Origin of the sequence: Actinopolyspora mortivallis, assembly GCF_003001495.1 — a bacterium.
Lineage (GTDB): Bacteria > Actinomycetota > Actinomycetes > Mycobacteriales > Pseudonocardiaceae > Actinopolyspora > Actinopolyspora mortivallis_A.
Genome location: NZ_PVSR01000007.1, coordinates 55,155 through 80,874, shown reverse-complemented (window position 1 = coordinate 80,874; position 25,720 = coordinate 55,155). Strand labels below are relative to the sequence as shown.

Sequence of the window (25,720 nt, the reverse complement as noted above, 5' to 3'; positions counted from 1 at the left end):
CGGAGACGGAAAGGACTCCCACCCGGTGACGTGGCCGCCCCGGGGAGGCACCGGGACGGTGACGCTAGTGTCCGCCGCCCAGTTGGCCGGCCAGCGCTTGGTGGCGTCGTTTGCTGGGCTCGTTCATGCCGTTGATGGTGACCGTGGTCCCGCGTTGACGGTACTTGGTCTCGATGGCGTCCAGCGCGGCCACGGTGGAGGCGTCCCAGATGTGGGCTCCCGAGAGGTCGATGACCACGGTGCCGGGATCACCGGCGTAGTCGAACTGGAACACCAGGTCGTTGCTGGAGGCGAAGAACAGCTGACCGGTCACCCGGTAGATCTTGGTGGTGCCGTCCGGGTCGAGGACACTGTCGACGGTGACCAGGTGGGCCACCCGCTGGGCGAACATGACGATGGCCATGACCACCCCGACCACGACGCCGATGGCGAGGTTGTGCGTGGCCACGGTGACCCCCACGGTCACCAGCATGACGGCCGTTTCGCTCTTCGGCATCCTGCGCAGGGTTCGCGGTTGGATGCTGTGCCAGTCGAAGGTGCCGACCGAAACCATGATCATCACTCCGACCAGCGCCGCCATGGGAATGATCGCCACGACCGGTCCCAGCGCCAGCACGAGGACCAACAGGAACACCCCGGCCAGGAACGTGGACAGTCGGGTGCGGGCACCGCTGGACTTCACGTTGATCATGGTCTGGCCGATCATGGCGCATCCGCCCATGCCGCCGAAGAGGCCGGTGACGATGTTGGCCAGTCCCTGCCCCCAGGACTCGCGGGTCTTGTTGGAGTGCTCGTCGGTGATGTCGTCGACCAGTTTGGCCGTCATCAGCGACTCCATGAGTCCCACCAGGGCCATGCCCACCGCGTACGGGGCGATGACGCGCAGGGTCTCGAAGGTGAGCGGCACGGAGGGAAGACCGAGAACGGGCAGGGTGTGGGGGAGCTCCCCCTGGTCGCCGACGGTCGGCACGGTTATCCCCGCCATCACGGTGACGGCGGTCAGCGTCACGATCGCGACCAGGGGTGCGGGAACCGCGGTGGTCAGGCGGGGCAGTCCGACCATGATGACCAGCCCTGCCGCGACCAGCGCGTAGACGCTCCACGGGACACCGGTCAGGTACGGCAGCTGAGCGAGGAAGATCAGAATGGCCAGTGCGTTGACGAAGCCGACCATCACGCTGCGCGGCAGGAAGCGCATCAGCCGTGCGATCCCGAGCAGCGCCAGCAGCGCCTGGACGACTCCACCGAGCAGGACGGTGGCTATCAGGTAGTCCGTTCCGTACTCGTGGGCCACGGGCGCCAGCACCAGTGCTATCGCTCCGGTGGCCCCCGAGATCATGGCGCGGCGTCCCCCGGCGACCGAGATGGTCACGGCCATGACGAACGAGGCGAACAGGCCGACCCTGGGGTCGACTCCGGCGATGATGGAGAACGAGATCGCTTCGGGGATCAGGGCGAGTGCTACGACGAGACCGGCCAGGGCCTCGGTGCGCAGCACCCGGAAGGACAGCCAGTGGGGACGAGAGCGCGTCAGGTCAGGTCGCGACATCATCTTCTTTCGTGCGATGCGGAAAGCGGTCAGACGAAAAACGGGCGGAGCCACGCCGACGGGGCTCACGCGGACCTGTGAGACTCTACCCTCACGTAAGGGCAGGGATGGGGGAAATGTGACGCAACTCGGTCTGTGATCCACGTCGTCCCGCCGGCGGGCACGTTGGTGACACACGGGCGGAGCCCTCACGCGTTCCGCCGAGGTCAGTCCCTGTCGAGTACCTCGGCGAAGACACTTCGGGTCCGTTCGTCGAACAGCACGAAGCGGACGAGTTCCACGGCCGAGTCGGTGGCACGCACCTCTGCCACGGCGATCTCGGCGGCCGCCTCCACCGGATAACGGTAGACGCCGGTGGAAACGGCGGGGAAAGCCACGCTTCGTGCTCCCAGCGAGTCGGCCACCCGCAGGGACTCCCGGTAGCACGAGGCGAGGGAGGCGGAGCGGTCCTCGGAGCTCGAGTAGGTCGGTCCCACGGTGTGAATCACCCACTGGGCCGGCAGCTCGCCCGCCGTGGTCGCCACGGCGGACCCCACCGGAAGCCCGTCCGGGTAGTCCGTGGCACGCAGCCGCCGGCAGGCCTCCAGGATCTCTCCGCCTCCCCGGCGGTGGATGGCACCGTCCACGCCACCCCCACCCAACAGACTCGTGTTGGCCGCGTTGACCACCGCGTCCACGTGTTGTTCGGTGATGTCGCCCTGCACCGCTTCGATCCGCATGTCCCCATTCTGCGGCGGCTCGGGGATCGGGGAGGTTCCGCCTCAGCCCAGAGCCTTGAACAACAGTGAGAGCGCGCTGAACGCGGCGAGTCCGAGCAGTGCGGGCCTGGTACCTCCCCGGTCCAGTGGCCGGCGGAGCGGTCCGGAGAGCACGAACCCGAGCATGGCGAAGGGGAAGAGGACGGCGGCGGCCAGCAGTTGTTGGGGCTGTACCTGTCCGGAGAGCAGCAGCGCCCCCAGCGACAACAGTGAACCGAGGGCGAAGTAGGCGCTGAGCGTGCTGCGTACGGTGGGGCCGGTGTTGTGCTGGTACACCAGCGCCATCGGTGGTCCCCCCACCGCCGCCGCGGTACCGAAGACCCCGCTGAACACCCCGGCCGTGAACAGTGTCGACGGAACGGGACGGGGGTGCCAGGTCAGCAGCGACAGCCCGACGGAGACGAGCACCACCACCCCGATCAGCACAGCCAGCCACCTGCTCGGCAGCAGCGCCAACGCGGCCACGCCGAGAACGGTGCCGGGGAGTCTGCCCACCAGGGCCCAACGCACCCCGCGCCAGTCGGCCTGCCCCCGTTCGCGCACCAGGGGGAGTACGGCGAAGGCCGAGGCGGTGACCAGCAGGGGTACCGGCACGAGCACGGGATCGGCGATGGCCAGCAGCGGAGCGGCGACCAGATTCATGCCGAATCCGACGGAGCCCTGCACCACGGCCCCGCCGAGCACGATCGTGCCCGCCAGCAACAGCATCCAGATGTTCACGTGGTTCCTCGCTCGATCTCGGGTGTTGCGAACTCTCCGAGTCAACTCCCCGGAGGGAACTCGGGACCACCACGAGAGAGCGGATGTGTGGGGGAGCTCACCGGGGGCTCGGAAACGCCGAGAACGCGTGCCCGTCGTCTTCGCCAGAGGCCGAACGGGTGATTCTTCGGGGTCGTCAGTGACGAACGCTACACTCCTGACCCGTAACGCCGGGCGATGGTGACTCGTCCCGGCGCCGAGAGGTGCGACGGACCTTTCGTGCGAAACCGGCGGGCGACGAATTCCCAGTACAGCTGCTGTTCGTCGCGGCCCCGTCCCGCCGTGGGGGGAGAGGGAGGGGGGCGGCCGTGATGTTCCCGGCCTCCCGGATCGTGCGACGGATATCACCGGAATGACGCAACGGCTTTGTCAGCTCGTGCTGCCAATGCGGCGTGACCTGGGGTTTCTCTTGAAGACGTTGGAACCCTGACCTCGCTCACTACTCCATTCGGAGCAGTACCGTTGCTACCAACGGAGGTGTTTCCCCTTGGTTGGCGTCCGTACGTTGCTCGCTCGTGGCACGAATCGTGCTCGCGGTGGGGCGAGCTCGCCCCTGAGGGGTGGCGCGATCCGCCGTGACCGACGTCGACAGAAGGAAAACCTGAGGCCGACATGGAAACGATCGCACTCGAACTGGTACCGCCGGACCAGGACGGCGGTGTGGAGAGCGCAGTTGAGGAAGGCCGCAAGGTGGCCGAGAGCTGCCGCACGTCCGGGCTCGGGGACCGCATCCAGCACCTGATGATCCCCGGTCTGATCGCCGAGGACGACGATCGTCCGGTCGAGATCAAGCAGAAGATGGACACGCTCGACTTCTGGCACACCGTCCGGCCGGAGATCGGTGACGTGAAGGGACTGTGCACCCAGGTCACCGCCTTCCACAACAGGGAGGAGCTGGGTGAGCGGCTGAGTTCCCTGCGCAACGCGGGAATGGAAGGGATCGCCTTCGTGGGCGTCCCGCGCAACATGAACGACGGGGAAGGCCCGGGCATGGCTCCCACGGACGCCCTGGCCGAGTTCAAGGACCTGGTGCCCAACCGGGGCGTGATTCTGATCCCGACCCGCGAGGGGGAGCACGGCCGGTTCAACTTCAAGTGCGAGCGGGGCGCCACCTACGGCATGACCCAGCTGCTGTACTCGGACTCCATCGTGGGCTTCCTCAAGGAGTTCGCGCAGCAGACCCCGCATCGTCCCGAGATCCTGCTCTCGTTCGGGTTCGTCCCGGGGGCCGAGAGCAAGGCCAAACTCATCGACTGGCTCATCCAGGACCCGGGCAACCCCGTGGTCGAGCAGGAGCAGGAGTTCGTGGCCAGGCTCGCCGAGAAGTCCTTCGAGGAACGCAAGCGTCAGTTGGTCGATCTCTACAAGCGGGTCATCGACGGGGTGCACGACCTCGGCTTCCCGTTGAGCGTCCATCTGGAGGCGCCGTACGGCAACTCCAAGCCCGCCTTCGAGACCTTCGCGGAGATGCTGGACTACTGGTCGCCGAAGAACGCGTGACCAGCCGGTGGACGCGGCCGGTGAACGAGGGCGTCTCGTTCACCGGCCGCGCCGGCCCGTCCCTCGGCGACACCGCAGGACGGGGCGGAGTCAGATGTGCCGCCACTCCCGGATACGGGCGTAGCCGCGGATCAAACGCAGCGCGGTGGTGATTCCGACACCGCCGATGATGTTGCCGCCCAGGGCCCATCCGAGCCAGGTGATCCACTCCAGGTACCCGTAGTCGGCCCCCGCGTGGATCCCTCCGAAGATCAGCAGGGAGTCGAGGACCGAGTGGTGCATCCCGGTCCCCACGATCAGGAAGCCGGTCAGTGCACTGGCCGTGAGCTTGGCCATGTCGTTGTCCGTGCCGTTGTGCATCCTGGTCATGAGCGTGATGGAACTGCCGGCCAGGATGGCCAGGCACAGGTTCTGGGGGGAGGGTGGTGCGTGGGCGAACTTGCCCCCCATCTCCACGGCCGTCGTGCGTAGTTCGGGGAAGGCCGTGATGACCACGAACATCAACGCCCATCCGCCGAGCAGGTTCCCGGCCAGGGTTCCGCTCCAGAAACGGGCCAGTCGACGCCAGCTGGCCTGGCGGGCGGTGACCACCACGATGGGGACCAGGAAGCCCTCGGTGAACAGTTCCGCGTGCCCGAGCAGCAGCGCGATCAACGCTATCGAGAAGGCCAGGCCCGCCAGCAGTGAACTGCCGGTGCTCTGTTCCACGGTCAGCAGGGCGAGCACGCCCAGTGCCACTTCCACACCGGCGACCAGCGCGGTCGCCAACAACTGGGGCCATGTTCGATAGAGGCGCGGCCGCCCCTTCGCGATGATGCGATCAATGGCCTGGTCCACCTCGTTCTCGCGCGGTCGTTGTCGACCTTCGGGCGCGTGTGGGGTGACAACGTGTTTGGGGTGCTCAACCTGCTTGGTAACCACGACCTACCTGTGCTTGTATCGCTGGTGCAATGACTGGATTTCCCCGGGTGTTTCGGCCTCGGTCGCCGCGCGGCCGAGCTTCTCCGCAGCCGGTCCCGGGGGAAGAACTCTGGACCGGTGGAGGACGTTGCTCCAACCGCGATGCGCAAGTGTCGCAAAGCCGATATTCCGGGCAGAAGACCCGGTAGGCCAAACGAGTGAAAAGGCGGGTGTTAGGGGAGACGCCCGACAGGGCACATACCCGTGCTGCCGGGGCTGACTGCCCAGGATACGGGCGGTTTCGTGGGCTCGCACCGCCGGTGAGAACGAGGTCACCCACCAGGACGGATCCCCGTGGGTCGCCCTGCCCCCGAGGAGGGGGACCGGAGCGAACGGATCCTTCGGGAACCGTGCCCCGACGGCTACCGGAATTCCACGCGCGGTCGTTCTCCGCGCGGAGGGCGATTCCGCCGTCGCCGGTTCACTCCGCCCCTTCGGCCCTTCTCGGGGCGAACGGGGGTTTCCCCTCGGAGCGACGTAGCCACAGCACGCCCCCGAGTTGGACGAGTACGGCCGCCGCGAGCAGTCCCACGGCCACGGCCCCGTACACCGACCATCCGAGCAGGGTGAACACCACCAGTCCCGCCACGAGGAACACGGCACTGCGGGCGCACACGAACGCGAGTCGTCGGGAGTTCAACGCCGTTTCCTCACTCGGGGTCGGTGGCCTCGTCTCGGACGGCGAGCATACCTGCCCGTTTCCCTTCGACCCGGCGGGACGTCCGCGGGGTTTCTCAGCGGGTCTCGGCGGCCAGCACCCGCACCCGGTCCGCGGAGGCGGGGCCGCCCGTGAGGACACCGGGAAAGTCCGAGGGGTGGTGGACGGTCACCCTGTCGAACCCCGTCGCGCGCAGCGCCGCCCGCGCCCGGGCGGAGTCCGTGAAGTGGAAGTGCACTCCGCTGCGCACGAACATGCCGAGCAGCCGTGCCCCGAACGCCTCGGCCGGGCCACGTCTGTCCGTGGAGACGTGGAGATCGCTCAGGTAGAGACCCTCTCCGAAGGGGCGCAGGGCAGCGTGAATCCGGGACCACAACCCACCCACCTCCTCCGCGGACAGATAGTTGAGCAGCCCCTCGCTGACCACTGCCAGCCCCCTGCCTCGTGCGAAGTGGCGCAGCACGGTGGTGACGTCCTCCTGGTCGTGCCCGCCCAGGACGTCGAGGGACTCGACCCGGTGGTTCGGGCCGAGCGCCCCCGCACGCCGCAGGGCGGTGTACTTCCGGGCGGCCATACCGGGGAGGTCGGTTTCGACATAGGTGATCTCCGTTCCGTAGTGGTGGGCGAACTCCAGGCCACGGGGTGACAGCCCCGCGGCCAGTTCGAGCACTCCCCGGACACGTCCGGACTCGATCGCCGTGGACAGCAGACGATCGATCAGCCGGTGCCTCGCCAGCAGAACGTCCTCCAGCACCGGGCCACCGAGCATCCGGCCGAGCGCCGTGCCGGGGCGCATCGCGTGGTAGTAGGCCTTTCCACGGGTGGTGGCGAGGTATCCGGGGGCCAGGCCGTTGTGGACCCACACGTAGCCGGTGTAGTGCGCGGTGGGGCTGATCGACTCGGAGCCGTGGTGTGTTCTGCGAGTTCGCATGGTCTCATCGTGGCCCACCACGGTCTCTCCGGCGGTGCGGCGAGCCCCGTCCCGGGACGCTCGCGGTCGGTGAGGCCCGCGGCACGGGAAACGCGCCTGTACCGCCCCGAATCCTGGCGGGCCTTGACATCGAGGCTACTAAACCACATAGTTGGTTTTATTCTGTGGTGGAGAGTGCAATCGAACTCAGGGGAGGGGTGCGGTGGTCGCTTGTTCGGGGACGTGCGTCCCGATCCGGAGCGGGGCTCGACTTGCCGACGTGGGTTCTTCTTCGCCCGGGCTTGTCCACGACACTCGACAGCGGAAAGTACCGCCCGGTTGGATTGATATCTTCGACGTGGTTGTGCGGTGTGTCCGCCCGGATCTCCGGACGGAACAGCCTGGTTCGTAGTGGAGGAGAGTGTGGTTAAGCAGGAACGTGCGGTGCGAACGCGGGCCCTGGTGCTGCGGGCCGGAGCGGAAGTGATCGCCGCACGTGGATACGAGGGCGCGACGATCGCCGAGATCCTCGCCCACGCCGGGGTCACCAAGGGGGCGATGTACTTTCATTTTCCGTCCAAACAGGCCCTGGCCGAGGCCGTGATCGAGGAACAGACCAGTATATCGGCTGTCCCGAGGACGATGTCCCGACTGCAGGACGCGATCGATCTCTCCCAGCGCGTCGCGCGCTCTCTGCAGCACGACCCGCTGTTGCAGGCGGGAACCCGCATCGCGGTGGAAACCGGGTTCAGCGAGGAACCGCTCGTTCCCTACGGGCACTGGACGGAGATGTTCCGTTCTTTGTTCACCGCTGCCAAGGAGGCCAACGAGCTCCTGCCGACGGTGGACCCGAAGGAGACGGCCGAGATGTTCGTGGCCTCCTACCTCGGTGTGCAGCTGTTCTCCCAGGCGGCGACGAACCGTGCCGATCTTCCTCGCCGTGTCGAGGGATTGTGGCGCCACCTGCTGCCCGGAATCGCCGTCCCCGGGGTGTTGGGGTGGATCCGTCCCCAGGGCACGGAGGAGCGTGCTGAGGAGACGTTCGACGATATGCACGAGGACGTCGCCAGCCCCACCTGATCTTCGCAGCGGGAGTGGGGGTGAGCCTTTCGCACAGGAGAGCTGAGGTCGTTTCCGGGTCGCGCTTCACAGCTCGACCAGCACTGTGCCGAAATGACGGCCCTCCACCAACCCACGGAGCGTGTCCGGAGCCCGTTCGAGGCCGTAGGCTCGGGTGTGGGGGAAACCGAACTCCCCGGAGTTGAGTCCCGCGGTGAACTCGTTCCTCCACTCGGCCTCGGCGTCCGGGTGATCGCGCAACGAGAAGCCGTACATTTCGACGCGTCGTCGGATCAGCCGCGCTGAGTCCAGACGTGCCGGGGCCTCGAGGCCGTCTCCGCCCAGCTGCCCGGACAGTGCGCCGAGCAGCACCACCCGTGCTCCCGTGCGTGCCAGGGACAGGGCGGCCTCCAGCTGTTCGCCCCCCACGGTGTCGCAGACGACGTCCACTCCCTCGGGGACGGTGTCCCGTAACCGCTCGGCCACGGAGCCGGAGCCGCGCAGCACGACCGAGTCGTATCCGAGTTCCCGGCACAACCGGTCGGCTTTGGACGCGGAACCGGTACTGCCCACGACTCGTCCCGCTCCCAGCCTGCGGGCGATCTGGCCCGTCATGCTGCCGACACCTCCCGCCGCCCCGCTGACGAACACCGTGTCCGTCTCGCGGACTCGTGCGAGGCGGGTGAGCGCCGCCCAGGCGGGTGCGCCGTGGGCGAGCAGTACCGCCGGGTCGGAGACCTCCGGAAGCGGCGGGTGCTCACGGAGCAGTGTGTTCCCGAGCAGCGCGTACTCCCGCCATCCCTGTTCGTGCACCAGTCGTGTTCCCACCTCCACCCCGCTGTCCGGGGCGGCCGCCACGACTCTGCCGACCGCGGCGCCCCACAGGGGGCGTCCCGGTTCGTAGGAGGACATGGGCAGATCGGATGCCGTGGCCATGGTGTACATGGCCGCGGTGATCTTCATGATCTCGTTGCGTACCACCACCTGTCCCGGGCCGGGGGAGGGAAGTGGCGTCTCGACCAGTTCGAGTGCGTCCGTCACGGACGTGCCGTCGGGGTACTCCCTCAGACGTATCTCGCGGTGGTGTTCCGGCAGGGAGGAGTGCTGTTCGAGGTCCACGGTCCGCCAGCCAATCTCGTCGAACCCGGGGCGAACGGTTTTGGAGTGTTCGCCGGAAGTTTCCCCCGTAGACTAGCGGAACACTCTTGAAAAACCGACTGACCGGTCCTTACCCTCAGAGCAAGGATTTAAACCGCGCGGTAGGTATCTTTATCTGTGTTGGAGGACCCGTGACCGCAACCATCGCGTTCGACACCACCGCCGCGAACACCGGCCAGGACCCGCTCGTCTCGTTCGACCAGAGTCTTCCGCGCCACTGGGTGCACCGGGCGGCCAACACGGAAGTGCTGGTCACCAGTTACGGAGAACGAGGGGGGAACGCCTTCGTGCTGGGGGCGCAGTTACCCCGCGCGCACGCCCTGTACGGTCCCGTCGAGGGAATTCACGACCCCTTCCTGTTCGTCGAGGCGGTACGTCAGGCCGGTCTCGTGGTGGGACACATCGGATTCGGTGTTCCCTACGGGCACCAGTTCGCCATGGACACCCTGGACTACGAGGTGGACTGTTCCGAGCTGTCGCTCGCCGACGCCCCGGCCCACGTCGTGCTGGAGGTGAACTGCACCGACGTCAAACGGCGAGGGAAAACGTTCGCCGGGGCGGACATGCGGGTCACCGGTTATCGGAACGGAGCTCTCCTGGGACGGGCCGTGCTTCCCTACTACTGCATCTCTCCCGCCGCCTACGCCCGATTACGGGCCGGAGCGGGTGATTTCGCCGACGTCGAGAGCGTGGTGACTCCCGAAACGGATTCTCCGCAGCGATTCGGACGCAGTTGTTCCTCCGACGTGCTGTTGGCGCCCACGGAGGAGGAGAACACGTGGCTGTTACGGGACGGGCGCGACCATCCGGTGCTGTTCGACCACCCCGTGGACCACGTGCCGGGAATGACGGCCCTGGAAGCGGTGCGACAGGCCGCCTGCTCCGTGTACCACCCGCACAAGGTGGTTCCGGTGGGCATGGAGTCCCGTTTTCACCACTACGTCGAACTGGGACAGGCCTGTTTCGTCCGGGTGTGCGAGGTGGAGGAGACGGGACGGGTGCGCATCGTCCTCGAACAGGGGGGCAGGACCGCCGTCGAAGCGGTGGTGGAGGTGCGCGTCGCCGGCGGGATCCCCACGCAAGTGAGCGGATGACGGCACGTGTCCTCACCGACGGCGGGGAGGACGGGACTGAGGGGATGACTGGGCTTTCCCGCCGAGGGGCGGGGAGGAATCCGTTTCCGGCATGACCGGGGTGAGTTGTCCGGAGGCCGGAAACCGCGGTGCTCTCCGAGAACCGTGCGAGAGATTCCGTGGACGTCGATCTGGGGAGTGTTTCCGGTGGTACGTGGTTCCGGTTTTCCGGCCGTGCTCCCACGGATCCTTCGGGGAAGGCAACGTCGGGGTTTTTCGGCAGTCGGCAGGAGTTTCTGGCTCACCCAGGGGATTTCTTCACGTCGAAGGAACGGGCTCTTTCCCGAAGTGGTACGCCGTGGGCGAAAGAAACCGTGTCCGAGGACGTGCTTTTCTGCCGGAGACCTCCGGAGACACCGCGGGGAGATCCGTTCCCGGAACGAGGAGAACGGGTCTCCCTCCCGAAGAACCGTCAGGAGCGACGGGACTCGTGACGGTGTCGCATCTCGGTCTCGTCCAGGGCGAGTCGGTAACCGCGTTTGACCACGGTCTGTACGATCCGCTCGTCGTCCAGCGCCGTACGCAGCCGTCCGACGGCCATCTCCACGGCGTGGGCACGTCCCCCGTTCGGCAGCACCTCGGCGAGTTCCTCCCTGCTGAACACCCGTCCCGGGACTTCGGCCAGTTTGTGCAGCAGGGCCGTGGAACCAGGGGGGACGTGCCGTGGCTCTCCCCCCAACCACACCCTCCCGCCACGCAGTTCGAGGTGTCTGCCGTTGACACGCAGGCTGCGAGTCCGGCGGGGCAGGATCTCGTCGAGCGAGCGCACGAGTGCTCCCAGCCGGGGGCGTTCCGGAAGCACGACGGGAACACCGAGTTCCTCCAGTGGTGCCGCGCACACCGGCCCCACGCAGGCGGTGAGTACGTGGTGGCACAGTGCCTCGATCAGCGCCTTCCTCCGCCCGGTGCTCTCGGCCAGTTCGAGCGTGTTCACCACGGCGGGGGCACTGGTGAACACGACCGAGTCCAGTTGGCGTGTGACGGCGGACTCCACCAGCCGGGAGAGTGGCACCGGGTCGCGCGGGCCGCAACAGCGGTAGACCGGAAGCTCGATCACCTCGACTCCCGCCGCGCGCAGCCTCGTGGTGAACTCCGGCATGGGCCGGCCGTGCCGTTGAACGGCCACCCGCCGTCCCCGCGGGCTCTCCTCGAGCAGGTGGGCCAGTATCTCCGAGGTGCTCTCGGTGCCCGGGGACCAGGACTCGACGAGCCCCGCGGCGCGTACGGCCCCGGTGGCCTTCGGACCTCTGGTCAGGATCCGCGCCGAAGCCAGCCGGGCACTGAGCTCGGTGGTCGTTCCCCACCACTCCGCGGCCTCCAGCCAACCGCGGAAACCGATACCGGTGGTGACCACGACAGTGTCCGGGGGATCCTCCAACAGCGAGCGGGTCCGCTCGAACAGCTCCCCCGCCTCGGTCAACGGAAGAATGCTCGTGGCCGGGGCGTGCCGTATCTCCGCTCCGCGCCGGAGCAGCATGGCCTCCAACTCCTCGGCGCGGCGAGCCGTCGTGGTTCCCACGACGAATCCGGACAGGACTCGTTCACGGCGCGGTGTCGTCGTCATCTCCTCGTTTCCGCTCGAATCCGGCTCCGGTCCCCGACCTCTCCGGGGTAGGGGAGGTCGGTCCCGTTCGGCTGTTGCCCTCCGTGCCCGTCCACCACGCTGGTGCGGCGGGATGTCGTGGCCGGATCGCCCGCGTTTCCGTGTCGTTAACCGGTGATCCGGTCGTGTCACACGGCGGTCTGCCGTTCGAGGGTGTCCGGGGAAGGGCTCGCGGGGGAGGAACCGGGACGCACGTAGTACCGCCACGTGACGGTCGCGCAGCACCCGAAGAAGAGCAGGACGAAGACCAGGGCGGGGAGCAGACCGCCCGTGGCCTGCAGGGAGAACTTGAACACCAGGTTGATCAGCACTCCCCCGAGCGCTCCGACCGCGCCCACCACGCCGATCACGGCTCCGGACCGACGTTTCGCCCGGGCCAGGGCCGAGTCCGTGGGCTCTCCGGTGTGAGCGGCTCGGGCGAGGGCCTCCGCGGTGAACACGGGAGGGATCATGCGGTAGGTGGAGCCGTTCCCGATGCCGGTCAGCGCGAACACCAGCACGAAGGAACCGAAGAACAGGGCGAAGCTGTTCGTGCCGACTCCTCCCATGATTCCGAGGGTCCCCAGCGCCAGGGCACAGAAGTTCCAGAGAGTGATCCTGGCGCCGTCGAACCGGTCGGAAACCCAGCCGCCCAGCGGACGGGTCAGCGCTCCGATCAGTGCGCCCAGAAAGGTGATCCCCACCAGAGAGGAGAACTCGGGGAAGGCCAGTTCGGTCAGTGACGGAAAGGCGAAGGAGAATCCGATGAACGAGCCGAAGGTTCCCACGTAGAGCAGCGAGAGAGTCGGGGTGTGTCTGCTGGTGACCGCCTCCCGGTAGGAACCGTTGTCCGGTCTGGCCGTGGAAAGGCTGTTCATGAACGTCCACGAACAGGCGGCGACGACGATGATGAAGGGCATCCACATGAGTGCGGCGTAGGAGAGTTGGACGCCGGTTCCCAGGTGTATGACGAACGGGACCAGAAGCTGGCTCACCGCCACCCCGATGTTGCCGCCCGCGGCGTTGATTCCCAGGGCGAGTCCCTTCCTGCTCTCCGGGAAGAAGAAGGATATGTTGGTCATGGAGGAGGAGAAGTTTCCTCCACCGACACCCATGGTCGCGGCCGTGAGTACGAAGAACCAGTACGGGGTGTTCTCGTTGACGACGGCGAGGGCCAGCATCCCGCAGGGGATCAGCAGCAGGGTGACGCTGGTGGTGGTCCATCCCCTCCCGCCGAACCTGGGGACGGCGAAGGTGTAGGGAACGCGCAACAACGCCCCGACCAGGTTGGGCAGGATGAGCAGCCAGAACTTCTGTCCCACGGTGAAGGCGTATCCGGCCTCGTCGAGCCCGACCACCACCACGCTCATCAGGGTCCAGACGTTAAACCCCAGGTGCTCGGCCAGCACGGACAGCACCAGGTTCTTCCAGGCGGTTCGCTTGCCGGTTCTCCTCCAGAACGAGGGGTCTTCGGGATCCCAGTGACGGATCCATCCTCCCCCGGTTCGCGTGGGGACGTGTTCCCCTCGTGTCGTTGTCGTGAGCGCCACGGTCTCCTCCCCTTTTTTCGAAGCTCGCCGTGGTCACCCTAAGCGGTTTTGTTCCCGTCCGGGGAAAACGAGGTGAACGATCTGTCAATTTTCGTTCACCGCCCTTGTTCGGGCGGTGATGCGGTGTCATGACACTTCGTTTGTCCGCCCGAAGAATTATTCTGAGATTGTCCTGTTTCGTGTTCTCGTTGTTCCCTCTACGGATTCGGGGCCGTCGCGGGGTGGCGATGTTCCGGCGCACACCGTCGCACCCCGCCGGTTCTTTCTCGGGGGATTTTTCGTGGGAAGAGGTGTTTTCGGTTCCGCGTGCGGGATGGGTTATCCCGTGCTCCGGTCGCCCTCCCGCTCTCCGGGTTCACCGAGGCCGTCGCGCAGTGCCACCGCGGCGGCCGGGGTGAGCGGCAGCTCGGGGAACAGCGTCGCCTGGTAGGCGTGGTACACGTCCGGTTTGCCCGACCACACCGAGTGGGAGACCTGGCCGTCCGGGGAGAGCTCGTGGTGCCAGCTTCCCGCCGAGAGGTCGAGATGCCTGGCCCGGGCGAAGTCCCAGAAGGCGGTGTACCACTGTCGGTAGTAGGTTTCCCCGGTGCGCTGGTACAGCGCGTCGGCGCTCAGGATCGCCTCGGCGATCACCCAGTGCATGCGCTCCCGCACCTGGGGCCTGTCCTGCCAGTCGAGGGTGTAGACGAAGCCCGGGTGTCCGTCGGCGTGCCAGCCGTGCTGCAGTGCCGCCTCGAACAGGTTCCTGGCGTCGGAGATCAGCCAGTTCGGGGCCTCCTGGCCGAAGGAGGCCTCGATGTGCAACAACAGCCGCGCCCATTCCAGCCAGTGCCCCACCGTCGTGCCATGAGGGCGGAACGGATCGTGCGGACGCTCCCGGTTGTACTCGGGGTCGGGATCCCACTCGGAGGTGAAGTGTTCCGGAAGCCTCCATGCGTGGGTTCGGGCGACCTCGTCGATCAGCGTTCCGGCCGTGCGCAGGGCGCGTTCGTGCCAGACCCGTTCACCGATGACGTCGCCCGCGGCGAGCATGGCTTCCACCAGATGCATGTTGCTGTTGGCTCCCCGGTACTGCTCGGTGGAAAGCCATCGTCGGTCCCAGCTCTCCAGCGACAGTCCCGTCCGTTCCTCCCAGAACCCGGATTCGACCACGTGCAGGGCCTCCTCCAGCAGCGTTCCGGCGCGGGGGTGCCCCGCCGCCGTGGCGCTGGCCGCGGCCAGTACGACGAAGGCGTGTTCGTAGGCTCCTTTGGTGGGATCCGTCGTGCTGCTGAACCACCCGCCGTGGGAGTGGTCGTACAGCGGTCCGCGCAGCGCCGCCACCCCGTGGTCGACGAACTCGGCCGCGTCCGGGACGTCCATGAGCTGGGCGAGGGCGAACACGTGGGTCATCCGCGCGGTGATCCAGGTCTCCACCGGACGTTGTGGGTCCGGGTTTCCGGAGTCGTCCAACCAGGAGAACCCCCCTCGGGGGTCCCTGGCCGCGCTGGCGAAGTCGAGCAGTCTGCCCCGTTCCCTGGCCAGCCAACCACGGTCGCCGGAAGTGTGGGGGTCGCTCACTGTCACTCCTCGTCGGTGTCGGGGACGTCTCTGCGGTGGCGGAGCCCGGTTCGGGTCCGTCCCGTCGGGGTGCGGACTGAATCGGTACTTCCACCGACAATCACCGGACGCTATCGACAGCGGTCCTTCGCCGGTGTGACGGGGAGGTGGGCCGGGTCTCCAGCGAGGGAACAATTGTTTAGACCAATAACCCCGTCGGGGAGGGAATGCCGTCCCCGGGAGGCGAGCCCTTTTCGTCTCCGTTGCTCTTTCCGGCGTGAATGCTTACCTGTCCGAGTGAGATGAATGCGACTCTACTGATTCGATTCCGAGCGGTCTGATTCGATTCAAGGTGATTGGGTTCGGAATCCGCGGGCCGCATCTGTCACGCTTGACAGTGAATCCGGTCCGGGCGATCGCCGCCCGAGAAGGACGTACAGCCACACTCGAAGGAGAGAACGCACCGTGTTCAGCGACGACATGCGGTTGATCGCGCGAGAGATGGTTGCACCGGGCAAAGGTATTCTCGCCGCCGACGAGAGCACCGGTACGATGGAGAAGCGGCTGCACGCGGTCGGTCTCGACTCCACCGAGGAAGTACGACGTCAGTACCGCGAACTGATCGTCTCCACCCCCGGCCTGGGGGAGTCGATCAGTGGTGTGATCCTGTTCGACGAGACGGTGCGCCAGGAGTCCTCGGCGGGTGTGCCCCTGCGCAAGGTCGCCGAGGAGAACGGCATCCTGCCGGGAATCAAGGTGGACAAGGGTGCCAAGCCTCTCGCGGGCAGCGACGGGGAGAAGATCACCGAGGGACTGGACGGGCTGCGCGACCGGCTCACCGAGTACGCAGGCATGGGCATGAAGTTCACCAAGTGGCGTGCGGTGCTGGACATCGGCAACGGCCACCCCAGCGACTACGCCATCCACGTCAACGCCCATGCGCTCGCCCGCTACGCCGCGTTGTCCCAGGAAGCGGGACTGGTGCCGATGGTCGAGCCCGAGGTGCTGATGGACGGCGACCACTCCCTGGAGGACGCCGAGACGGCCACGACCCGGACGTTGCGCGAGGTTTTCGAACAGCTCGCCAAACAGGGCGTCGAGCTGGAGTCCATGGTGCTCAAACCGAACATGGTGGTGGCGGGCAAGGAGTGCCCCCGGCAGCCGGAGACGGAGCAGGTCGCCGAGGCGACCGTGCGCACGCTCCGGCGCACCGTGCCCTCGGCGGTACCGGGGATCGCCTTCCTGTCGGGTGGCCAGGGTGACGAGGAGGCCACCGTCAACCTCAACGCGATCAACCAGCTCGGACCGCTGCCGTGGCAGGTGACCTTCTCCTTCGGCCGGGGTCTGCTGGCCCCCACCCTGCAGGAGTGGGTGGGACGTGCCGAGAACGTCGACAGCGCCCAGCGTGTACTGGCGCACCGAGCCAGGCTCAACGGTGCCGCCCGTCAGGGGCGTTACGACGCGGAGCTGGAACACGTCTGAGTCGGAAGTCGGCCGCACGGCACCTCCCGTGCGGCCCCGTCCCCGGGAACAGTCCGAAAGCACCACGCGGCCCTGCCCGTCCGGGACGGTCGGTTCCCGTGCCCGGTTCGTCGCGCACGACGAACCGGGCGGTCGCCGTCCCTCTCAGCCCGTCTGCTCGAACAGGGACTGTTCGAGCACGTCGAGCCCCTCGTCGAACAGAGCGGGATCGATGACCAACGGCGGCAGCAACCGGAGCACGTTGCCGTGGGTGCCGCAGGTGAGCACCACGACCCCCCGGGCGTGGCAGGCCTTGGCCACGCGGGAGGTGAGTTCGGGATCGGGCTCGTGTCCGTCGGGGCCCACGAGTTCCAGGGCCAGCATCGCTCCTCTGCCCCGAGCCTCCAGAACCCGGTCACTGCGTTGTGCCAGCAAACGCAGTCTGCTCAGCCCACGGCGCTCGATCTCCCCGGCCGCCCCCGCGAGGTCCCGTTCGCGCATCGCGCGGATCGCGCCCAACGCCGCGGCGCAGGCGACCGGATTCCCCCCGTAGGTGCCGCCGAGACCACCGGGGGGAACAGAGTCCATCATCTCGGCGCGGCCGGTGACCGCGGCCAGGGGCATACCGCCGGCGATCCCCTTGGCCGTGGTGATCAGATCGGGAACCACCCCCTCGTGCTCACAGGCGAACCAGGTTCCGGTCCTGCAGAACCCGGTCTGGATCTCGTCGGCGACGAAGACCGCCCCGTTCTCCGCGCACCACCGGGACAGTTCGGGCAGGAACCCGGCGGCGGGTTCGACGAATCCCCCCTCCCCCTGGATCGGTTCGATCACCACCGCCGCGACCTGGTCCCCGCCGATCTGTTTCTCGATCCGGTCGAGGACCCGCCGCGCGGCCTCCGGTCCGCCGGTCGCGTCCCAGGCGGGGTAGGACATCGGCATCCGGTGGATCTCGCTGCTGAAGGGGCCGAAGCCGTGCTTGTAGGGCACCGACTTGGCGGTCATGCCCATGGTGAGGTTGGTGCGTCCGTGATAGGCGTGGTCGAAGACCACGACGGCCTGCCGTCCGGTGGCCACCCGGGCGATCTTGACGGCGTTCTCCACCGCCTCCGCGCCCGAGTTGAACAGTGCCGAGCGCTTCTCGTGCTCGCCGGGGGTGAGGGTGGCGAGTTCCTCGCAGACAGCCAGGTAGTTCTCGTAGGGAGTCACCATGAAGCAGGTGTGGGTGAACTCGGCCGCCTGGGCACGGAGGGGCTCCACCACCTCGGGGGCGGCGTTTCCCACACTGGTCACCGCGATTCCCGATCCCAGGTCGATCAGGGTGTTGCCGTCCACGTCGTGCAGCACTCCCTCGTCGGCACCCGTGACGTACACGGGCAGGGCGCTTCCCACTCCCGCGGCCACGGTGTCCGCGCGACGTCGTTGTAGTTCGCGCGACCTCGGTCCGGGAATCTCGGTCCGCAGTACCCGTTTCCGCGTGGTGTCGTCCGTTCCGGTCGCGAACGTGGTCATGGCCGTCTCCGATCGGTCGTGAGGTGTTCGGGGACAGCTTCAGGGGTATGGCCGTACCGTGCAGTGGACGAAACGGCCAGACGAGGGTTTTTCGATGGACTGTTTGGAGCTGGTGCCGAGTGCCCTTGACAGTGCGTGACCTGGTCGGTGACCCGGAGCTGGGACTCACCCCCTACGGGGTTCCGGAGGGGACGCAGGGTCCGATCTCGTGGGTGCACACCAGCGAGCTGGCCGATCCCACCCCTTTCCTGGAGGGCGGGGAGCTGCTGCTGACCACGGGGCTGACGCTGGGCGGCTCCGCCTGGGAGGAGTACGTGGAGCGGCTCGTCGGGGCAGGGGTGGCGGGACTCGGGTTCGGTGTGGACGTCAGCCACTCAGGGATGCCCCCGGAGCTGGTCGAGGCAGCTTCCCGTCAGGGGTTGCCGTTGCTCGCGGTGCCCCGTCGCACCCCGTTCATCGCGATCAGCAAGGCGGTGTCCCGGGCGCTGGCCGCCGACGAGTACGAGGACCTACGACGGACGAGCCGGGCGCAGCACGAACTGGCCGGTGCCGCGGTCGGCAGGAGAGGTCTCTCCGGTGTGGTGCACAAACTGGCCTCCCTGCTCGACGGGTGGGCACTGCTGCTGGACGAGGCGGACACCGTGCTGCACTCGGCCCCCGGCGGGGCGGGGATCTCCGTTCGTGAGCTGGAGCCCTGGCTGCGCAGACTGCGCCAGGGACGGGGCCGGGGAGCGCTCGTGCTCGAACTGGGCGAGCAGTGGATCGGCATCCAGGAACTGGGAACCCGCGGCGGCGCGACGCTGGTCGTGGGACGGGACAGTCCCTTCGGCACCCCGGATCACCATGTGATCAACTCCGCGGCCTCGTTGGTGACGCTCGCCCTGCGGCAGGCGGAGACGTTGTGGAGTGCGCGGGGGAGACTGCACACGGCCTTCCTGCGGACGCTGTTGTCCGGCGCGCCCGCCTGGGCGGCGTTGGACGATCTGGGGGCGGAGTTCCCGGCGTGGCCGGTACGGGTGCTGGTGCTGCACGGTTCCCATTCGGCGGAGGAGTCGCTGCGACTGATCGAGGCGGAGTCGGACGGGGAGGAGGTGTACGCCGCCGAGTACGAGGGAGACGTCGTGGCGCTGGCCCCGGCTTCCGCGAACCTTCCCGACCGTCTCGGGAAACGACGGGACGTGCGGCTCGGTGTCTCGGAGCCGTGCGGACAGGACGGGCTTCCCACTGCCCTGCGACAGGCGCGACAGGCGGTGGCCGCCGCCTCGGACGGCGGGGGAGCGGTGTGGTTCACCGAACTGGCCGGACGCGGGCTGTTGGAGCTGCTTCCCGCCGAACGCGCCGTGGGCTTCGCCGAGTCCCTGTTGTGGCCGCTGCGGGGACGGGACGAGTTGCTGGTCTCCCTGCGCGGCTGGCTGGCCCACAACGGGCAGTGGGATCCCGCAGCCAAGCGGCTGGGACTGCATCGACACACCCTCCGCAACCGGATCCGCAGGACCGAGTCACTGCTCGGACGGGATCTGGACCAGGCCGGGGTGCGCGCGGAACTGTGGCTGGCGTTGCAGCTGCTGGACGACGCGGGGTGAGGGAGCGGCGCCCCGGTACGTTTCGCTCGGGCGGCGAGCCCGTCGCGACGGGTGTGTCCGGCGTGTTTCGGAGAGCACGGTGTGCCGTTCTGGCGTGTTCCTTCTCCGTCCTTGGACGAATCGGTGATGTCCGCGGTGGGCGCGGCCGCCGTAGCGTCGGGACGACCGAGACGAGGAGGATCATGCACACCGGATACTGGGTGGCAGGCACGTACAGGACAGGCGAGAAGTCCTTCGCGGTGACCAGCCCGTGGGACGGCGCCACGGCGGGCACGGCGTACTGGGCCACCGAGGCCGACGTCGAACGGGCGGTGGCCGCCGCTCACACCTGTGCTCGGCGGACGGCGAGTCTGCCCGCGCACTCCAGGGCCGATGCGCTCGACCACGTGCGCTCCCGGCTGCGGCAACGTTGTGAGGAGTTCGCCGAGCTGATCACCGCGGAGAGCGGAAAACCGCTCTTCTGGTCCCGTGTCGAGGTGAACCGGGCGGTGTCGACCTTCGGACGGGCCGCGGAGGAGGCACGCCGTTGGTCCGGGCGGATGCAGCGCCTGGACACCGAACCGGGAACGGAGGGCAGGTTGGCCCTGGTGCGCAGGGTTCCCCGCGGGCCGGTGCTGGGCATCTCCCCGTTCAACTTCCCGCTGAACCTGGCGGTGCACAAGCTGGCTCCCGCCCTGGCCGTGGGAGCGCCCATCGTGCTCAAACCGGCTCCGAAGACGCCGTTGACCGTCCTGCGACTGGGAGAGCTGCTGGCCGAGACCGAACTCCCCCCGGGAGCGTGGTCGGTGGTGCCCGTGGCTGACACCAAGGCCGCCGAACTCGTGGCCGACCCGCGTCTTCCCGTGGTGTCCTTCACCGGTTCGGGTCCCGTGGGGTGGGGGATCAGGGACTCCGCGCCGCGGAAACACGTCACCCTCGAACTCGGGGGGAACGCGGCCGTGTACGTGCACCAGGACTGGACGGACACGGACTACGCGGCCGAGCGGATCGCCACGTTCGCGATGTACCAGGCGGGGCAGTCGTGCGTGTCGGTGCAGCGCGTGTTCGTCCACCGCGAGCTGTACGAGGACGTGGTGCCCAGGCTGGTCAAGGCCGTGGAGTCCCAGGGCTCCGGAGATCCCCGCGCGGAGGACACCAGGGTGGGACCGTTGATCGACCGCGAGGCCGCCGAGAGGGTCCAGCACTGGGTGGACGAGGCCGTTCGCGCGGGGGCGCGGGTGCTCACCGGCGGGTTGCGGCACGGCTCGACCTACGAACCCACGGTGCTCACCGGAGTCCCTCCGCAGGAGAAGGTCGTCTCCGAGGAGGTGTTCGGCCCGGTGATGGTGGTCGACCCCGTGGAGTCGGAGCAGGAGGCCTTCGAGCGGATCAACGACTCCCGCTACGGCCTGCAGGCCGGGATCTTCACCCGGGACGTGGAGCTGGCGTTCCGGGCGTCCTCCGAACTGGAGGTGGGAGGTGTGATCGTCGGTGACGTGCCGAGTTTCCGGGCCGACCAGATGCCCTACGGGGGAGTGAAGGACTCCGGGGTCGGTCGTGAGGGGGTCCGCGCGGCCATGACCGACCTGACCGAGGAGAGGGTGACCGTGCTCACCGGGGTCCTCCCCTGAGGACTCCGCCGCCGGACCTCGTTCGCCCGGAGGATCATTCGTGGGGCGCGGGGCCGGTTCCCTCGTCCCGCCCGGAGTCGCGGGGGAACAGCGAGTCGGTGGGCAGGAAGTCCTGGTGGTGGTCGACCTGCAACGTGGTGTGGCGGATGTCGTGGCGTTCGAGCAGCAGCCGTTCGACCTCGGTCCTGCGTTCGTGGCAGTCCCGTTCCTCCGCCACGAGGACGTGGGCCGACAGGGCGGGAAACCCCGAGGTCACTTCCCAGACGTGCAGCTCGTGCACGTCGACCACCCCGTCGACTTCCCGGATCTCCCCCTCCAGGGACTCGGGGTCGATCCCCTTCGGGGCGGCTTCCAGGAAGACCCGGGCCGAGTCCCGGACGAGACCGTAGCCGGCCCAGGCCATGAGCGCCGCTATGAGCAACGCGGCGAGCGCGTCCGCCCTGGTCCATCCGGTGAGCATGACGAGGAGGCCGGCCACGGCCGTGGCGACGAACGCGTAGAGGTCGTTGAGGATGTGCTGGAAGGCCCCCTCGACGTTGAGGCTGCGCCGGTTCCCCCTGCTGATCAGCCAGGTCGCCACCAGGTTGACCACGATCCCGGCCAGTGCCGTGACCAGAACCGGGGTCCCGGACACGTGGGGTGGTTCGAACAGCCGCCGGACGCCCTCGACGACGAAGTAGACGACCAGCACGAACAGTGTTATGCCGTTGATCTGCGCCGACAGTATCTCGGCTCGTTTGAGGCCGAAGGTGTAGGCCCCCTTCGCCGGTCTGCGGGCGAGTCCGGAGGCCAACAGAGCCAGAGCCAGGGCTCCGGCGTCGGTGAGCATGTGGGCCGCGTCGGAGAGCAGCGCGAGGGAGGAGGCGTAGATCCCGACGGCCACCTCGGCGAGCATGAACAGCCCTATCACGGCCAGCGCCGCCCCCAGGTGGCGTCGGTCGGTGTCCCGGTCGGCGGTGTGGGGGTGACCGTGTCCCTGTTCGGCCATGCGCGCACCTCGCCCCCGTCGTCCCGGCTCCTGTCCGCGCGAGGCGGAATTCTACCGTTCGTGGTCGCGCACCGCAGGGAGCGCGAGGTGACGTCGGGAAAACGGGCGGGAGGGGCGCACGACGGGAATAAAACGTTCCTCGCATTCGCTGGCGAAGATGGCACTCCTGTCATTTCTTGTTCCCGTCCGGAAGGTCGTGATGGAAAAACTCGCAGAGCACAGCACGTCCACCTCGACCAGTGCGCGCACCTCCGAGCCCACGGGCTGGGCCAGAGCCCGGATCATCCTCGTGCTGGGGGCGTTGGTGGCCCTGGTCCCGCTGACCATCGACATGTACCTGCCCGCCCTGCCGGCCATCGGGGACAGTCTGAACGCGGGTTCCTCGGCCACCCAACTGACCCTCACCGGGACGCTGTTGGGACTCGGCCTCGGCCAGCTCGCGATCGGCCCCTTCTCCGACGCGGCGGGGCGGCGACTCCCGCTGATCCTGGGAATCTCCCTGCACGTCGTCGCCTCACTGTTGTGCCTGGTGGCACCGAACATCGTGCTCCTCGGACTCCTGCGCGTACTCCAGGGAGTGGGCGGTGCCTCGGCCATGGTGGTGGCCCTGGCCTCGGTCAGCGACCTGTTCACCGGTCGCACCGCCGCGACCACCCTGTCCAGACTGATGCTGGTCAACGGTGCCGCGCCGATCCTCGCCCCGACCCTGGGCGGCATCATCCTGCTACGACTGTCCTGGCGCGGGGTGTTCGCCGTGCTGGCCGGCCTCGGGGCGGTGCTGCTGGTGCTGGCCGTGCTCGCGTTGCGGGAGAGCCTGCCGCCGGAACGGCGCCACCGGGGAGGGATGCGGCCCGTACTGGTTTCCTACCGCCGCCTGCTGACCGACGGTCAGTTCATGGTGATGATTCTGGTGGCCGCGCTGGGAATGTCCGCCCTGTTCTCCTACATCTCGGGTGCCTCCTTCGTGCTGCAGGAGCAGTTCGGGTTGAACCAGCAACAGTTCGGGCTGGTCTTCGGGCTCGGAGCGCTGACGATCATCGCGGCCACCCAGTTCAACGTGGTGCTGCTGCGCAGGCTCGCTCCGCGTCAGATCGTGTTCGGTGCCCTAGCGACGGCGACAGCGGCCGGAGCCGTGCTCACCACGGTCTCCGTGTTCGCTCTCGGAGGGCTGGTCGGTTTCTTCGTCCCGTTGCTGTTCATGCTCGGAGCCGTCGGTTTCGTGCTGCCGAACGCCCCGGCGCTGGCGTTGGAACGACACGGCGACTCCGGGGGCACCGCCGCCGCGCTGTTGGGGGCGGTCCAGTTCGGCCTCGGTGCCTTCATGGCACCGATCGTCGGGGTGCTCGGCAACGACGGTCCCGCCATGGCCGTGACCATGACCGGGGGAGTGCTGATCGCCCTGGTCGCGCTGAGCGTGATGACGGGAAGGAAACCCGCGCACGGTTGACCACGCTCGGCCCCTTCGGGGCAGCTCGTCGGGGAGTTCGGGTGGGGCGTCCCACCCGAACGGGCGATCACACCGCGTACACGCGCCAGTCGTGCAGTGCGATCAGCGCGGTCGCCAGGGCCACGCCGAGGAAGAATCCGCCTCCCTCACCGAGCAGCAGGCACAGCGCGGCGCACGTATAGGTGAACACGACCAGTGCCGTTCTGGGTCTCAGCGCTCCACGGAACGAGGGGCGCGAGGCCCGCCCGTTCATGCGTTCGGCGAGATCGGGGTCGTCGCCGGTCAGGTGTCGTTCGATCTCGTCGAGGCGGCGCCGTTCGTCCCGGTCGAGCATGTCCACCTCCCGTGGTCGAACCGGTCGGTTCCAGACTCGCGCGGGCGGAGTCGACGGGAAAGGGGGAAACCTACCCGAATCTGATATGTGACCGGGGCTTTCGGTCTCCGTCCGCACCCGCCGGTGCGGGTGGACTCCTTGCACCGCGGATGTGACCGCGCTCACCATGGTGGTGTGTGCCTCGTTCCGTGCATGCGCCGGTCCAACCGGGGAGAGGCCGGAACGAGCCCGATCGAAGGACCGGGCGGAACCGTTTTCACGGGACGGGGAGGACCGGACACCGACGCCGTCCCCGGACAGGTCCGGCGAAGGTGACGCGGTGACATCGGGAGGACATCATGATCGCGACCGAGGAGTGGTCGGTGACGATCCACATCGATGAGCGAGAGGACCGCACTCACGCCGAGGCCCGGTTGAGACGACGGGGCGGGGAGGAGATTCGCGGTAACGGGTTGGCGCGCAGAAACCCGCACGACGTCAACGTCCCCGAGATAGGTGCGGAGTTGGCCGCGGCCCGGGCGTTGTCACAGCTGTCGCACCAGCTGTTGGACGTCTCCATCGCCGACGTCGAGCGTTCGACGGGGCAGCCGGCGCATTTCCACAGCTGAGCACGTATCCGTTCCGGAGGCGGGGCTTCGGAGCGTTCGACCGCCGCGTCAGTGCACGACGGCCACGGGACAACGCGCGTAGTGGGCCACGGCGTAGCTGACCGATCCGAGCAGGCTTGATCGGATGGAGCCGCGTCCCTGACTTCCCACCACGAGCAGGTCGGCCTCTTCGGAGGCGGAGAACAGCGCGTCGGCGGCTTTCTCCTCGGTCACCACCTGGCGGTGCAGGGGGACCTCGGGATAGCGTTCGTGCCAACCGGCCACGGTTTCGGCGAGAACCTTCTCGCAGGTCTGGTGCACCTGGCTCTGGTCGAGCCTGCGCCGGGCCGCCGGGGAGACGGCGTACTTGCGGATCTCGTTCCAGGACAACAACACTGTCAGTCCCGCTCCGTGACGTGAGGCGAACTCGTAGGCGAACTGGACCGCCCGAGAACTGCCCCGGGAGCCGTCGACCCCGACGACAACCCTGGTGAATTCGCGCGGGTTGGTGGTGATCCTCCTCAGTTCCCGTTCGCCCCGTACCACCACCACGGGAGTGCGGGCGGTGCGAACCAGCTCGGCGGAGGTGGAACCGAGCAGTATCCGCCAGGGTTTGGCCTGGTCCGGTGGTCCCAGCACCAGCAGATCCTCCGGTTCGGTGGTCTCCCCGAGGATCTTGGCCGGGTGCCCCATACGTGTCATGGTGCGAACCCGAAGATCGGGAAGTTCCCGGGTGCACTCGGTGGCCATGGTGTTGAGTTCGGTCTCCAACTCCGTGCGCAGCGGTTCGAACTCCACAGCCTCAGTGGGCAGGCGGATCCTGGTGAACTCCTCCAACGGCACGGGGATGGCCTGGGCAATCAGGAGGGGTTGGTTCTTGCTGGCCGCTTCGAAGGCGGCCCAGCGAACCGTGTGTCGGGAGTGTTCGAGTTCCTTGAAGCCGACGACGACCTTTCCGGCACGTTCCGCGTTCATCGCTGACACCCTTCCGAGTTCGCCGAAGCGGTGGTCTTCGTTGTCGGCCGGTGGGTTTTCTCCTGCTCCGGGGCCCGTGGACCATGGTAGTCGGACACGCGGACGGGT

General features: G+C 67.8%; 22 protein-coding genes. 8 read left to right on the top strand and 14 right to left on the bottom strand.

Annotation, left to right across the window (positions count from 1 at the left end):
• Nucleotides 1-64: 64 nt before the first annotated feature.
• From CEP50_RS07465 to CEP50_RS07455, 3 genes are all read right to left on the bottom strand, one after another.
• Nucleotides 65-1,552, bottom strand: a complete 1,488-nt coding sequence (locus CEP50_RS07465) for a SulP family inorganic anion transporter (protein ID WP_219905371.1) — start codon at nt 1,550-1,552, stop codon at nt 65-67.
• A 203-nt stretch (nt 1,553-1,755) separates the two neighbouring features.
• Nucleotides 1,756-2,268: an O-acetyl-ADP-ribose deacetylase gene (locus tag CEP50_RS07460; RefSeq protein WP_106113202.1), complete on the bottom strand. Its 513-nt coding sequence runs from the start codon at nt 2,266-2,268 to the stop codon at nt 1,756-1,758.
• A 42-nt stretch (nt 2,269-2,310) separates the two neighbouring features.
• Nucleotides 2,311-3,027, bottom strand: coding sequence for a sulfite exporter TauE/SafE family protein (locus tag CEP50_RS07455; RefSeq protein ID WP_181188256.1), 717 nt, complete (start codon nt 3,025-3,027; stop codon nt 2,311-2,313).
• 651 nt (nt 3,028-3,678) lie between these two features.
• Here CEP50_RS07455 and CEP50_RS07450 point away from each other — a divergent pair.
• Entirely contained in the window at nt 3,679-4,566 is an 888-nt protein-coding gene (locus CEP50_RS07450; RefSeq protein ID WP_019854143.1) for a mycobacterial-type methylenetetrahydrofolate reductase, read from the top strand.
• A gap of 90 nt (nt 4,567-4,656) precedes the next feature.
• On the opposite strand, the gene CEP50_RS07445 is transcribed toward CEP50_RS07450, so the two are convergent.
• From CEP50_RS07445 to CEP50_RS07435, 3 genes are all read right to left on the bottom strand, one after another.
• Nucleotides 4,657-5,403, bottom strand: coding sequence for a formate/nitrite transporter family protein (locus CEP50_RS07445; RefSeq protein ID WP_019854144.1), 747 nt, complete (start codon nt 5,401-5,403; stop codon nt 4,657-4,659).
• A 544-nt stretch (nt 5,404-5,947) separates the two neighbouring features.
• Nucleotides 5,948-6,166 carry a hypothetical protein gene (locus tag CEP50_RS07440; protein WP_106113201.1) on the bottom strand — a complete coding sequence of 73 codons (219 nt, stop codon included), beginning with the start codon at nt 6,164-6,166 and terminating at the stop codon, nt 5,948-5,950.
• A gap of 94 nt (nt 6,167-6,260) precedes the next feature.
• Nucleotides 6,261-7,115, bottom strand: a complete 855-nt coding sequence (locus CEP50_RS07435; protein ID WP_258174990.1) for a class I SAM-dependent methyltransferase — start codon at nt 7,113-7,115, stop codon at nt 6,261-6,263.
• 402 nt (nt 7,116-7,517) lie between these two features.
• On the opposite strand from CEP50_RS07435, the gene CEP50_RS07430 reads away from it, so the two are divergent.
• The gene (locus tag CEP50_RS07430) at nt 7,518-8,174 is read left to right on the top strand and encodes a ScbR family autoregulator-binding transcription factor (protein WP_258174988.1); all 657 of its coding nucleotides are present in this window, start codon (nt 7,518-7,520) and stop codon (nt 8,172-8,174) included.
• 66 nt (nt 8,175-8,240) lie between these two features.
• Here CEP50_RS07430 and CEP50_RS07425 read toward each other — a convergent pair whose 3' ends face one another.
• Complete coding sequence (locus tag CEP50_RS07425; RefSeq protein ID WP_106113198.1) at nt 8,241-9,272, bottom strand: MDR family NADP-dependent oxidoreductase; 1,032 nt, start codon at nt 9,270-9,272, stop codon at nt 8,241-8,243.
• 170 nt (nt 9,273-9,442) lie between these two features.
• On the opposite strand from CEP50_RS07425, the gene CEP50_RS07420 reads away from it, so the two are divergent.
• Nucleotides 9,443-10,405: a ScbA/BarX family gamma-butyrolactone biosynthesis protein gene (locus tag CEP50_RS07420; protein WP_106113197.1), complete on the top strand. Its 963-nt coding sequence runs from the start codon at nt 9,443-9,445 to the stop codon at nt 10,403-10,405.
• 451 nt (nt 10,406-10,856) lie between these two features.
• On the opposite strand, the gene CEP50_RS07415 is transcribed toward CEP50_RS07420, so the two are convergent.
• From CEP50_RS07415 to CEP50_RS07405, 3 genes are all read right to left on the bottom strand, one after another.
• A complete protein-coding gene (locus CEP50_RS07415) occupies nt 10,857-12,008 on the bottom strand; it encodes a uroporphyrinogen-III synthase (RefSeq protein ID WP_106113196.1) in 1,152 nt (383 codons plus the stop codon).
• A gap of 167 nt (nt 12,009-12,175) precedes the next feature.
• On the bottom strand, nt 12,176-13,576 hold the full coding sequence (locus CEP50_RS07410) for an MFS transporter (protein ID WP_106113195.1): 1,401 nt from the start codon (nt 13,574-13,576) through the stop codon (nt 12,176-12,178).
• 318 nt (nt 13,577-13,894) lie between these two features.
• Nucleotides 13,895-15,136: an AGE family epimerase/isomerase gene (locus CEP50_RS07405; RefSeq protein ID WP_106113194.1), complete on the bottom strand. Its 1,242-nt coding sequence runs from the start codon at nt 15,134-15,136 to the stop codon at nt 13,895-13,897.
• 444 nt (nt 15,137-15,580) lie between these two features.
• On the opposite strand from CEP50_RS07405, the gene CEP50_RS07400 reads away from it, so the two are divergent.
• Entirely contained in the window at nt 15,581-16,597 is a 1,017-nt protein-coding gene (locus CEP50_RS07400; RefSeq protein WP_106113193.1) for a class I fructose-bisphosphate aldolase, read from the top strand.
• A 144-nt stretch (nt 16,598-16,741) separates the two neighbouring features.
• On the opposite strand, the gene gabT is transcribed toward CEP50_RS07400, so the two are convergent.
• The gene (gene gabT / locus CEP50_RS07395; RefSeq protein ID WP_106113192.1) at nt 16,742-18,088 is read right to left on the bottom strand and encodes a 4-aminobutyrate--2-oxoglutarate transaminase; all 1,347 of its coding nucleotides are present in this window, start codon (nt 18,086-18,088) and stop codon (nt 16,742-16,744) included.
• 119 nt (nt 18,089-18,207) lie between these two features.
• On the opposite strand from gabT, the gene CEP50_RS07390 reads away from it, so the two are divergent.
• The gene (locus CEP50_RS07390; protein ID WP_258174984.1) at nt 18,208-19,671 is read left to right on the top strand and encodes a helix-turn-helix domain-containing protein; all 1,464 of its coding nucleotides are present in this window, start codon (nt 18,208-18,210) and stop codon (nt 19,669-19,671) included.
• Between the two features lie 182 nt (nt 19,672-19,853).
• The gene (locus CEP50_RS07385) at nt 19,854-21,281 is read left to right on the top strand and encodes an aldehyde dehydrogenase family protein (protein WP_106113190.1); all 1,428 of its coding nucleotides are present in this window, start codon (nt 19,854-19,856) and stop codon (nt 21,279-21,281) included.
• 34 nt (nt 21,282-21,315) lie between these two features.
• Here CEP50_RS07385 and CEP50_RS07380 read toward each other — a convergent pair whose 3' ends face one another.
• Nucleotides 21,316-22,269, bottom strand: a complete 954-nt coding sequence (locus CEP50_RS07380; protein WP_106113189.1) for a cation diffusion facilitator family transporter — start codon at nt 22,267-22,269, stop codon at nt 21,316-21,318.
• 199 nt (nt 22,270-22,468) lie between these two features.
• Between CEP50_RS07380 and CEP50_RS07375 the strand changes: the two genes are divergently transcribed.
• Nucleotides 22,469-23,716 carry a multidrug effflux MFS transporter gene (locus CEP50_RS07375; RefSeq protein WP_106113188.1) on the top strand — a complete coding sequence of 416 codons (1,248 nt, stop codon included), beginning with the start codon at nt 22,469-22,471 and terminating at the stop codon, nt 23,714-23,716.
• 67 nt (nt 23,717-23,783) lie between these two features.
• Here the strand turns inward: CEP50_RS07375 and CEP50_RS07370 are convergent, their stop codons facing one another.
• On the bottom strand, nt 23,784-24,050 hold the full coding sequence (locus CEP50_RS07370) for a DUF3040 domain-containing protein (protein WP_106113187.1): 267 nt from the start codon (nt 24,048-24,050) through the stop codon (nt 23,784-23,786).
• A gap of 338 nt (nt 24,051-24,388) precedes the next feature.
• On the opposite strand from CEP50_RS07370, the gene CEP50_RS07365 reads away from it, so the two are divergent.
• Complete coding sequence (locus tag CEP50_RS07365) at nt 24,389-24,658, top strand: DUF1876 domain-containing protein (RefSeq protein WP_019854161.1); 270 nt, start codon at nt 24,389-24,391, stop codon at nt 24,656-24,658.
• A gap of 48 nt (nt 24,659-24,706) precedes the next feature.
• Here CEP50_RS07365 and CEP50_RS07360 read toward each other — a convergent pair whose 3' ends face one another.
• Complete coding sequence (locus CEP50_RS07360) at nt 24,707-25,612, bottom strand: universal stress protein (RefSeq protein ID WP_106113186.1); 906 nt, start codon at nt 25,610-25,612, stop codon at nt 24,707-24,709.
• Nucleotides 25,613-25,720 lie beyond the last annotated feature (108 nt).